Annotated in this window: 8 protein-coding genes and 2 pseudogenes; 6 read left to right on the top strand and 4 right to left on the bottom strand. The window is 39.0% G+C overall.

The genetic code is table 11. From position 1 onward, the window contains the following. Positions 1-783 precede the first annotated feature (783 nt). On the top strand, positions 784-1,536 hold the full coding sequence (gene map, locus BN1068_RS13360) for a type I methionyl aminopeptidase (protein WP_077603347.1): 753 nt from the start codon (positions 784-786) through the stop codon (positions 1,534-1,536). Between the two features lie 62 nt (positions 1,537-1,598). On the opposite strand, the gene nhaC is transcribed toward map, so the two are convergent. Then, positions 1,599-2,963 (bottom strand): Na+/H+ antiporter NhaC, encoded by a 1,365-nt coding sequence (gene nhaC, locus BN1068_RS13355; protein ID WP_077603346.1) that lies wholly within the window; start codon positions 2,961-2,963, stop codon positions 1,599-1,601. A gap of 248 nt (positions 2,964-3,211) precedes the next feature. On the opposite strand from nhaC, the pseudogene BN1068_RS24000 reads away from it, so the two are divergent. After that, positions 3,212-3,310 (top strand): annotated as a pseudogene (locus BN1068_RS24000) (hypothetical protein); the annotation flags it as partial. 78 nt (positions 3,311-3,388) lie between these two features. Here the strand turns inward: BN1068_RS24000 and BN1068_RS23995 are convergent. After that, a pseudogene (locus BN1068_RS23995) lies at positions 3,389-3,469 on the bottom strand (YjcZ family sporulation protein); the annotation flags it as partial. 852 nt (positions 3,470-4,321) lie between these two features. After that, positions 4,322-5,203, bottom strand: coding sequence for a cation diffusion facilitator family transporter (locus BN1068_RS13345; RefSeq protein ID WP_077603345.1), 882 nt, complete (start codon positions 5,201-5,203; stop codon positions 4,322-4,324). A 313-nt stretch (positions 5,204-5,516) separates the two neighbouring features. On the opposite strand from BN1068_RS13345, the gene BN1068_RS13340 reads away from it, so the two are divergent. Then, positions 5,517-5,753, top strand: a complete 237-nt coding sequence (locus BN1068_RS13340) for a hypothetical protein (protein ID WP_077603344.1) — start codon at positions 5,517-5,519, stop codon at positions 5,751-5,753. Between the two features lie 161 nt (positions 5,754-5,914). Next, positions 5,915-7,225, top strand: coding sequence for an MFS transporter (locus BN1068_RS13335; RefSeq protein ID WP_077603343.1), 1,311 nt, complete (start codon positions 5,915-5,917; stop codon positions 7,223-7,225). 69 nt (positions 7,226-7,294) lie between these two features. Here BN1068_RS13335 and BN1068_RS13330 read toward each other — a convergent pair whose 3' ends face one another. Continuing rightward, positions 7,295-8,209, bottom strand: coding sequence for a zinc dependent phospholipase C family protein (locus tag BN1068_RS13330; protein WP_077603342.1), 915 nt, complete (start codon positions 8,207-8,209; stop codon positions 7,295-7,297). A gap of 157 nt (positions 8,210-8,366) precedes the next feature. On the opposite strand from BN1068_RS13330, the gene fumC reads away from it, so the two are divergent. Both fumC and BN1068_RS13320 read left to right on the top strand, forming a co-directional pair. Further along, positions 8,367-9,752: a class II fumarate hydratase gene (gene fumC, locus BN1068_RS13325; RefSeq protein WP_077603341.1), complete on the top strand. Its 1,386-nt coding sequence runs from the start codon at positions 8,367-8,369 to the stop codon at positions 9,750-9,752. A 465-nt stretch (positions 9,753-10,217) separates the two neighbouring features. Next, a complete protein-coding gene (locus BN1068_RS13320; RefSeq protein ID WP_077603340.1) occupies positions 10,218-11,885 on the top strand; it encodes a thiamine pyrophosphate-binding protein in 1,668 nt (555 codons plus the stop codon). Positions 11,886-11,894: the final 9 nt, after the last annotated feature.

Here is an 11,894-nt window from a genome sequence, read left to right as displayed (position 1 = left end):
AGCTTATACATATATTATTTATTAACTCAACTTTCGCACCTTAAAAAATAATTTGCTTATCATAGTTTTAGATGTTGATCATTTCTTCCATCTATCTCTTGACAAAGCATAAACTATATCTAGAAAGAAGGTAACGTGTAAGGCCACCGCTGCGGCGGATCGTTTTGCTTTCCTAGGGGCATGCTCTTCAGCTAACTCCATCAGGCTATGATTTCCTTCATACGCTGTAGAAGCCTAACTGAGCGGAGACCAACCACGCAGACTCCTATGGGAACAGGGCGAGCTGAAGATCCACTTGAAAAGCGGGTTTCTTTTCAAGTTAGCTGAAGCCGTCCCCATGGAAAGCGTAGTGGTTGGTCGGAGCGGCGCTATACACAATCTCCATTTCCGCAGAAGGATGAATTGACAAAATGTAACCAGGATAATGAAGCACATGTTCATCCTGGAATGGTAAGGTATAGATGCTTATTATCAGGTGCAAAAGTTGAGCTATTAAGATAAGAAATTGAACAGCGGAAAAAATATATCTTTATCGTAACATGCTGTTTAAGTTTAGAGAAATAGGGATTTTCTAACTTTAATCATAAAATGTTCCTAATATAATTATACAATGTATACATCAAGAATATCGATTTTTATAAGACTAAGAAAGTTAACTTTCTGTTCGTTTCCGAACGGTTGTGTTAAAATTTACAATGGACTATGGATACGAAACAGCATTTAAAATAAGTTTATTACCCATAAAGTATCGCGTATATAGAACATAGAAAGGAAGAAAAGTGAATGATAACTAGAAAAAGTAAACGGGAAGTACAGCAAATGCAGGAAGCAGCAGATTTGCTGGTGGCAACACATAAGGAAATTGCAAAGCGTATTAAGCCTGGCGTAACAACACTGGAATTAGATACCTTTGTGGAAAGATATTTAGAGGAGCATGGCGCAACACCGGAGCAAAAAGGCTATAACGGTTACCCTTATGCAATTTGTGCATCCTTAAATGATGAAATCTGTCATGGATTTCCAAATGATAAGCCTTTAAAAGACGGTGACATTGTAACAGTTGATATGGTTGTTAATTTAAACGGCGGCTTAGCTGACTCAGCCTGGACATATGCCGTGGGGAATGTAGATGAAAAAGGACAGAAGCTGATTGACGTAACGAAAGAAGCATTGTATAAAGGGATTGCTCAGGCGAAACACGGAAATCGTTTAGGTGATATCGGCCATGCCATTCAGACTTATGCCGAAGCGGAAGGATTTTCCGTTGTACGTGATTTTACAGGTCATGGGATTGGCCCTACCATTCATGAAGATCCGCATGTCCCGCATTACGGATTGCCAAATAAAGGTATCCGTCTAAAAGAAGGCATGGTTATTACAATTGAACCGATGATTAATGAAGGTGATTGGCGCAGTAAGATGGGTGATAATGGCTGGACTGCCAGAACAGTCGATAAAGGCCGTTCTGCCCAATTTGAACATCAAATTGTTATCACAAAGGATGAAGCAATTATTTTAACAGAGCAGGATAAATAATTTTTAGAAATAGAAGAATCCCCAATGAGTGCGTTGAAGCCTTGTTCATTGGGGATTCTTTTTTACTTTTTAGCTGTTCTCGCGCCAAACAAAATAGTAATGACCGGGCTTAACAAACAGAAAAATGCAAATGGCAGGTAGGTCAGTACGGGAACACTAAGAACATTTGCAATAAACACACCGCACACACTCCAGGGAACGAGCGGATTAATCACTGTCCCTGCATCCTCTAACGTTCGAGACAATGCTTTCTTTGTTAACCCGGCCCGTTCATAAATCCGCTGAAATGTTTCCCCGGTTAACAGAATGGATAAATATTGTTCTCCGATAAAAACATTTACACCAATAGCTGTGGCGGCGGTTGAAGCGATGATTGATCTGGTTTTTCTGAGCCTGGATTGAAGTGTTTCGAGTATGGTCGGCAAAATACCTGTAACAAACAGTAATCCGCCAAAGCTCAAAGCAAGAAGCACCAAAGCGATGGTGAAAAACATACTATCCAGTCCGCCTTTTGAAATTAATTCATTTACAGGATCAAAATCAGAGTCCCCTGTATATCCGCCAAACCAAATTTTGGGAATATCACTAAATGGGAATTTATTAACTGCGATAGCTATTATGCTTGCAATCACACTGCTGATAGATAACGATAAAAAAGCAGAAAGTTTAAAAATAGTACAAATGATTAATACAATCAATGGAATCCATGAACTCCAATGAATCAAACCGACAGCCTGTAAAGCATCCTGATATTGGGCAATATTGTTATCGGCATATGAGGCACCTGGTGATAAAATTGCAAAAATAATAAATGAGATAATAAATGCAGGTATGGTAGTTAAACTGATATGTTTGATATGCTCAAATAAATCTACACCGACAATCGTGGAAGCAAGGTTAGTCGTATCCGATAAAGGAGACATCTTATCACCGAAAAAGGCTCCGGAAACTATTGCTCCTGCTGTAATTGCCACGGAGGCATCCATGGCACCGGCCATTCCGATTAAAGCGACTCCGACTGTAGCGGTTGTTGTTAACGAGCTTCCTAAGGAAATACCGATTATTGCTGTAACGGCAAATACTATCGCATAGAACCAGGTTGTCGTAATAATAGATAGACCTGTCATCATCAGTACGGGAATTGTACCGCTGATCATCCAGCTGCTGATTAAAATACCGATAACAAAAAAGAGAAATACTGCGCCCATTGCAGAACCGGCTCCTAAACCCATCGCATTTTGAAGTGCTTGAAAGCTGACTTTATTCCATAAACCATAGCCGATTAAAACAAATATAGCTATTAGAATAGGGATATGGGGGTTAGCCCCCAGTCCAATCATAAAAAAGCCGATAATTGCTACAATCAATATAAGAAAAATGATGGAAACAGCTAATGAAGGTTTATGTTTTGCTTCAATTGAATTCATTTTTATTTCCTCCTCTTGAAATTACATTCTATATGGTATTGCTATTTTTCTATAAAAATTACAGATAGAAGTGAATCATTTATTTAAACCAAGAACAAAAGCGCAGAGCGCCTGCTTAAAAACGTAGAGATTGGAGCGGCGCAACTGAGATAAAGGAAACACGGTGAGGTAACGAACCGATGTTGACTTATCGTAGGGCGCGACGTGAAATCTCCTAGTTTTTGGCGCTCGGAGCTGGATGCGGCNTTATTGGCCGGGTTGGTATACTTACCTTTCTAATGATATTTAAACGTAAAAAGGATCCTGCAAAATTTAATTATCCGAAGGAAAGAATTATTATTGGTTAAAGCAGCCATTGAAAAAGGGGAAAATGTTGATCATGTAAAATAAAATGGCCTGTGCCTTCAGCACAAGCCATTTTTTGATTAGCAGTAAAATGCAGCTCCTACGATGATTAGTAAAATGAAAAGAACAACAATCAACGCAAAGCCGCCAGCGTAGCCGCCGCCATAGCCGCCACCATAACCGTAGCCACCACCATATCCATAGCCCATGCTTTTCACCTCCTGAACTTACAGTATTACTGTATGCAGATAGATAAAATGTGTATAGACGTTTACCCAGTTTTTCTCGGAACCGAATGCTATCGTTCAGGTAATTGCAGTGCAGAAAAACATGCAATCACATTTTTTTCTTTATTTTATGTCAGGATATTGATAAGATGGTATTAGAATAGGTATATTAAATAATAGTATGTACATATGTGAAGGGAGTGCTTGGGGATGGAAATGCTTTTTGGTGTGGTTTGTTTTGGGATTCTTGTATTAAATATTGGTTTTTGTGTTATGGATAAAGAATAGTTTATTCAGAAGAACAAAAGCGCAGAGCGCCTGCTTAAAAACGTAGAGATTGGAGCGGCGCAACTGAGATAAAGGAAACACGGTGAGGTAACGAACCGATGTTGACTTATCGTAGGGCGCGACGTGAAATCTCCTAGTTTTTGGCGCTCGGAGCTGGATGCGGCTGTTTTTCTATAAATAGTTATCCACAAGGCAATAATTCTATAATTTCCTAGACAATAAAAAAACTCCGCTCCCTGTAATAGGGACGAAGTATATCTCCGCGTTACCACCCTGATTGATGCACAAAATAAGCACATCCACTCGATTGCAATGACAAGTATGAATGCAAAGCCTGTAATTCAATCCATTATACACCAAGGCTTTCACCACCCGCCTTGTCTCTGAAAATGGTCATATAATGTTCTACTTCGGACTTTTACTGTCAAAACGATATAATTGTTAATAATGACTATACAATTAATTTACTGGAATTGTCAATAACAGATTTTGCTACGTTCATTCTTTGTCTTTTTCATAAGGTTCAATATGAATTAATGCGTGATTGATTCCGTATTCCTTATACAGATAATCTTCAATACGCTCTGTGATAGCATGACTGTCAACGACATTCAGTGTTGGATCCACCAGGATAGTTATATCTAAAAGCTCCTGGTTTCCGTGAATCCGTCCTTTAATGTCAACAATATCCCGTACATTTTTAAATGTCCGGATAGCACCCTTCATTTCATCCAATTTCTTATAATCAAATCCGTCTGTTAACGTAACGGTGGAGTCTTTAAAAATATCCCAGGCTGTTTTGCAAATGATTAACCCGACTAATACAGCAACGGCAGGGTCTAACCAAAAAAGTCCAAATTGTGCTCCGATAATACCGATAAACACGCCTACACTTACAAAAGCATCGGACCGGTTATCCATTGCCGCTGCGAAAAGTGCACTGCTTCCTACTTTTTTTGACAGCTTCAAATTATAGCTGTAAACACCGAACATAACGAAGGCTGCAAAGAGAGCAACCCAGGCTGTCAGCATATCCGGCTGTGCGTAGTTGGATAGATACAGCGTCTGGCCGGCGGTAAATATAACCTGAAGCCCGATAAGCATCATAATAAAAGCTGCAAATAAAGAAGCGATACTTTCTGCCCGGTAATGGCCGTAACGGTGTACAGAATCTGCCGGCTTCCGTGCTATTTTTAATCCGACTAATACGGCAATTGAAGCAATAATATCTGTAAAGTTATTTAATCCATCCGCCCGTAAGCCGTCGGAATTTCCGATGGAAGCAATATAAAGCTTCATAACAGCTAAGAAGATATACGCAATGATGCTTAACCAGGCCCCTTTTTCCCCGGTTTTTAAGTTTTCATTATGATTATTCATTTTAATCCCACCATATTTTAATATTCATTAATTAGCGATGAAGAATTTCTTTTAGTTCGTGTTTTAAAAAGATAGCTTATATAGTCTATCAAATCACCTAGTGGTGGGTCTAGAGAAACATAACAGACCACAGGAAGAGTTATTGAAAGCTGCAAGCATATTTTCCTTTGGGAAAAAAACATTACTCAGGCAGTATTTATTGTGGCTCTCTATTTGAAAAATAATTCGGGAAAAAATATTTTAAAATATTTTTTAGTTGAAATTTATAGAAAGTTTGTGCATAATGGGAAAAAGGCTTAAGGGGGAATTTTCCGTGAAACAAGAAAAAGTCGTTTATCGCTTTTTTCAATATGTAGGAGAGCCGTTAACAGCAAGAAAAGAACTGGCGTTTGAAGAGCAGCTGTATGCACAATTATTATTGGACGAGCTTTGTTTTAACTGGAATAAGTCTCACTTGGAAGATAAAATAAATCATGCAATTGAAACAAATAATTATAATGATTTTAAGAAATATAGTAAAGCTTACAAACAATATGTTTGGGAAGATTAAGAATACAAGCATAGGACGCAATTTAAAGCGTGCCTATGCTTTTTTTCTGTCTGTAATCATATCTTTTTACCGAAGTGAATATTTAGTAAATTCACATTGATTAAAAAAACTGATAGGATAAACCAAATAAATCCATTATAATGCAAGTAAGGGGGGATAAGATGGACGCAAAATCGAAAAAGAAAATACAGCGCAGCTGGATGATGTACGATTTTGGAAACTCTGCATTTGCGACAACGATTATGGCTGCAGTGCTGCCCGTTTATTATTCAACTGTTGCTGCCTCGGGTCTGGATGACCATTTAGCAACGAGTTATTGGGGGTATTCGCAATCTATCTCTGTTTTGATTGTGGCAATCCTTGCACCAATTCTGGGCGCTATCAGTGATTTTTCCGCAGCAAAGAAAAAATTTCTCCGTTTTTTCTCATTTATGGGGATTATCGCAAGTATCCTCATGATTTTTATCAGCGAAGGAGATTATTTGCTTGCTTCCTTATTATTTATTGTTGGTTCAATCGGGTTCTCCGGCGGAAATATATTTTATGATGGTTTTTTACCAGAGATTGCTGAAAAAGAAGAAATGGATAAAGTATCATCAGGAGGCTTTGCATATGGATATATTGGCGGAGGGATTCTGCTAGCCATTAATGTCATGATGATATTAAATCCGTCATGGTTTGGTATTGCAGATACAGAGTGGGCTACCAGAATTTCACTTGCTTCTGTAGGGATATGGTGGCTTATTTTTACGGTTCCGCTGCTTAAAAATATAAAAGAAGAGAAAAAAGAAAAAGTGGAGCGGACGAAATCATATGTATCGATTGGCTTTTCACGAGTAGGAAATACTTTTCGGGAAATGAAGCAATTCAAACAGCTGATTATATTCCTGATTGCTTTTTGGCTGTATAATGACGGTATTTCAACCATTATTCGTATGGCAACGGTTTATGGAAGTGAAATAGGCATCGGTCAAAATGATCTAATTATTGCATTATTAATTACGCAGTTTGTCGGGATTCCATTTACATTCTTTTTCGGCTGGCTGGCGGTAAAAATTACAGCAAAGAAAGCTCTATTTATTACCTTATATGTTTATTTAGGAATAGTCATTATTGGTTATTTTATGAGTACAGCATTACATTTTTATATTTTAGCGATTATCGTAGGTATGGTTCAGGGTGGAGCGCAATCATTGAGCCGATCTATTTTTGGAAGAATGATTCCGACTGGCAAACACGCTGAGTTTTTTGGGTTTTACGGGATTTCATCCAAATTTGCAGCTGTTATCGGCCCGTTTATGTTTGCACTTATCGGGCAGCTGACCGGAAATAGCCGTTTAGGAATCCTGTCACTTATCTTCTTCTTTATTATTGGAATTCTTCTCCTGAAATTTGTAGATATTGATAAAGGAATAGAAGAGGCGAAAAGAGCTTCGAATAAAAATGAGGAAGTAAAAATACGTCCGCAATAAATAGCATAAAAATAAAAGAAGCACATGCTGTTTGACCTGATGAAATCAAATAGCATGTGCTTCTTTTTATTATACAATTGGTGCACTGAAACGATTTGTATAATGATCTGCTATATGTGTGCCGGTATCATATGAAATATTATCAATACGGCGGATCAGCTGTATTTTTGTGGATTCTTCAGCTTCATTCCAATAGTCCATCACCAGAGGAAGTACGCTGACTACATCATTTAAAGCATCAGTATATAATTCTTCAAAGCTTTCCTCGTGTAACTCCCCCGTAGCTGAATGAATCCAGGCCGTTTTTTCTTCATTAAGGTAATCGATAACTTCATCTGTCCGCTGATGTGAATAGGAACGGATAAATGGCTTCAACAGCCTGTTTTTTAAACCTGAAGGATCCGAAAAAAGCTTCTGTGCGGTGATCATATCCTGATATGCAGCCTGTATTGTGCTTGTTTGAAAGGAAAGGTCAGGATAAACTTTCCGGATAGCTTCATCCAATAGATGCAGGATGGCCGGCGGCAGTGTTTTGCCGACGTAAATCGCTTCATATGCCGGATGCTTCCAAATCTCCATTTGCCGATGTTTTAAAGCCATTTTGGTATCAATAATCGTTTCCAGCATCTGATGTTTGCTGCCCTTGTAACCGGCACGATAATGGATATAGGGATGCGTATACCGGTCCAGAAAATGATGTGTGATAAAACCGATTACATAAGCTTTTACCTCGTTTGATTGTCTGTGTGCCTTTTCAATAAGATCCATTAAAAAAGGCCCGCATTCATTTATATGTAACGCATTACCGATATCATGCCCGGCCTTTTGACCGGAGAACCAAGGCCAGAATCGATAATAAAAGAAGGGATCGGGACCTTGTGCGCCCAGAAATAAGGCATGTCTGTCAGGAGAATCAGGTATATCAAATGATAGTGAATTACAAGCATCTTCTGCAAAAAAAATATGGGTCCATATATTCGGCATGTTTTATTCCTCATTTCTGTCAGGTTAAGGTAGGTGAATAGAGAACGATTTCTGAAAATAAGATTACCTTTATCATATCACGAAAAAGAAATCGAAAAAAATGAAAAAATTTGGTACACTAGATATGGATTCAGGAAAAGTTCAAGGAGGAATCAGGATGGATTATCGCATAGAAAAAGATACGATTGGGGAAATCAAGGTCCCGGCAGACAAATATTGGGGAGCACAGACGCAGCGCAGTAAGCAGAACTTTCCGATTGGTCAGGAAACAATGCCTGTAGAAATTATTAAAGCGTTTGCAATTTTAAAAAGAAGTACAGCAATTGCTAACTTTGATTTGGGCTTAATGGAAGAAGAAAAAGCAGAAGCAATAAAATATGCTGCTGATCAGGTATTGGCAGATAAATTAAATGAACATTTTCCATTGGTAGTTTGGCAAACAGGAAGCGGCACACAATCAAATATGAATGTGAACGAAGTATTGGCCTATGTAGGAAATGAATGGTTAAAAGAGCAGGGAAGTGAATTAAAGCTTCATCCAAATGATGATGTGAATAAATCGCAAAGCTCGAATGATACATATCCTACTGCCATGCATGTAGCAGCTGTATTGAAGCTGGAAGATACAGTATTGCCTGCCATTCAACAATTAAAGAAAACCTTGGAAGAAAAGCAAAATAAATTCGCTGATATTGTAAAAATTGGAAGAACTCATCTGCAGGATGCAACACCATTGACTTTAGGCCAGGAAATCAGCGGCTGGCACCGGATGCTGGAAAAATCATACACCATGATAAAAGAAAGTAACGAGCATCTGCGTGAGCTTGCTATTGGCGGAACAGCTGTAGGAACTGGTTTAAATGCACATCCGGATTTTTCGGAAAAGGTTTGTAAAGCTATTTCAGCGTATACTGGAAAAACCTTTATTTCTGCGAAAAACAAATTCCATGCCCTAACCAGTCATGATGAAACGGTTTACGCACACGGGGCACTGAAGGGACTAGCCGCAGATATGATGAAAATTGCTAATGATGTCCGCTGGTTAGCAAGTGGACCGCGCTGCGGGATTGGAGAAATTACAATACCTGCGAATGAGCCGGGAAGCTCTATCATGCCAGGAAAAGTAAATCCGACCCAAAGTGAAGCAGTAACTATGGTTGCGACACAGGTAATGGGGAATGACGCAGCAATCGGATTTGCAGCCAGTCAGGGGAATTTTGAATTAAATGTATTCAAACCGGTCATCGCTTATAACTTCTTACAGTCCAGTCAGTTACTGGCAGACAGCATTCTTTCCTTTGATGAGCGTTGTGCTGTAGGAATTGAAGCAAACCTGGAGCAAATCGAGAAAAACCTGCATGGCTCGTTAATGCTGGTAACAGCTTTAAATCCGCATATCGGCTATGAAAATGCTGCGAAAATTGCAAAAACAGCCTTTACTGATAATGCAACATTAAAAGAAACAGCTGTAAAGCTTGGTTTACTGACAGCTGAGCAATTTGATGAATATGTGAAACCAGAAGAAATGACACACCCGAAATAAGTGCAAGTAAACTGGAAAAACTGTTGAGTTTCTATTTTAAAGCTCAACAGTTTTTTTGAGTAGAAAAAAACGGAATATGTGTGTGAAAGTAAACTTTTTTGTGTGAAAATCCATTATGCAGAACGAGACTCTCTGTATATGATGAAATCGCTATCAAAACCTGGGAAACACCGGGAAAATCCCTTCACTTCCCTTGCAATCTTTTGAAGGGTACTATAAGCTGAACATAAATTAAAACTTCCATTTGGACTCTTTTCTCGCTTATAATCGGTCTATTGTTTTCTTTTCTCTATTATTTATTTTTGAAGAGAGGATTTACCTGAGAATAATTATAAAATCATAGAAATAGTTAATCGGATCTGCACAGCCAGTTATATTTTACTGCGCTGTTTGAAGAGGAACTGTAATGGAAGTGTCCGATGAAAAAGGTGGGAAAAGCATACAGGCAGCAAGGAGAGGATTATCATGGTAAAACAGAAAGAATTTACAGTTGCTGATGCAATTGTGAAAGAACTTGTCGAGGCAGGAGTAGATGTAATTTTTGGAATTGTCAGTATCCATAACATGCCTATTTATGAAGCAATGCTCAAGGAAGGCTCGATTCGAATGGCGACTGCCCGGGGAGAGAGCGGAGCTGTTAATATGGCAGATGCTTATTCGCGCACAACAGGTAAATTAGGTGTTGTGCTTACCAGTACAGGGGCCGGAGCAGGTAATGGAGCAGGCTCATTAACGGAAACCTGGAATTCAGGAACACCGCTGCTTCATATTACAGGAGAAGCAGATTATAACTATATCGGAAAAGATTTGCGCTACATTCATGAATGTAAAGACCAGCAAAAAATGATGGATGGTGTTAGTAAATCATCTTACTTATTACGGTTACCCCGTCAGATTACACCATTTATGCGGACGGCAATTAATGACGCTCTGGAAGTTCCTAAAGGACCTGTCACTGTATCGATTCCAACAAATTTTCAAGCACAAATTATCCCGCAAAATCAGATTATTGAGACAAAAATACAACCGGAGAATACAGAAATTAAGGTGCCGGAAAAAATCATAGAAGCAATTATAGCTGCGAAAAGACCAATTGTTTGGACCGGCGATGGCATTATTCATTCCGGTGCATCTGAAGAGCTTTTAACATTCGTAGAAAAGCTTTACCCGGCAGTTGTAACAAGTGAGTCCGGAAAAGGCGGCATCCCGGAAAATCATCCGCTTTGTATCGGAAATTTTGCTGCAACGCCACAATTTACAGAGCTTCTAAAAAAATCAGATTTACTTATCAGCATCGGCGTCAGATTTCGTGAAACGGAAACCGCTGAAGCTACGCTGCCTTTACCGGATAACCATATCAATATTGATCTGAATCCACATGCGTTTAATCGTAATTATGCTACAAAATACGGATTAGTCGGTGATGCGAAAGCAATTTTACAAACAATAAATAAAACGCTTGCAGAAAAAGAATTGCAGCCTGACATCTCTTATGTTGAAGAGGTGAAAGCATGCCGCAAAGCGGTCCGTGATGATTTAAACGAAACGATTCAGCCTTATGGAGATGTTGCCCGTATGATGAACGAACAATTACCGGAAAACACCATTTTAGTAACGGATGTAACGATGCATGGATACATATGGGGAAACAAACTGGTAGATATTCACGAGCCTGGAAATTATCTGCATATGACTGGTGGCGGAATTGGACAGGGATTGCCAATGGCCGTCGGTGCCAAAATAGCTCAGCCGGAAAAGCCGGTTGTTTTAATAGCTGGTGATGGAGGCTTTATGGTGAATGCCGGAGAGATGATTTCAGCCGTTCAGGAAGATGCACCGATCATTGTTTTGCTGTTTGACGACGGTGGTTACGGAATCCTGCAGTATTATCAGGATGCAGCATATGGCAGACAGACAGCTGTCCATTTGAAGAACCCTGATTTTGTTATGATGGCAAAATCAATGGGCTTTGAAGCAGAAAAAGTAACATCTGTCGGGGAGTTTGATCGTGTTCTGCAAAAAGCACTTACGAGCAATCAATCCTATATGGTAGTTGTTGATGCTAATAAAATTGGTGATTTGAAATATGAAGATTCACCAGAATATATACAATCATTCCGTCCGCATCAATAATAAATTTGC

Source organism: Oceanobacillus sojae (genome assembly GCF_900162665.1).
Lineage (GTDB): Bacteria > Bacillota > Bacilli > Bacillales > Amphibacillaceae > Oceanobacillus > Oceanobacillus sojae_A.
The sequence above is the reverse complement of the archived record's forward strand: the minus strand, read 5'-3'. Positions and strand labels throughout refer to the sequence as shown.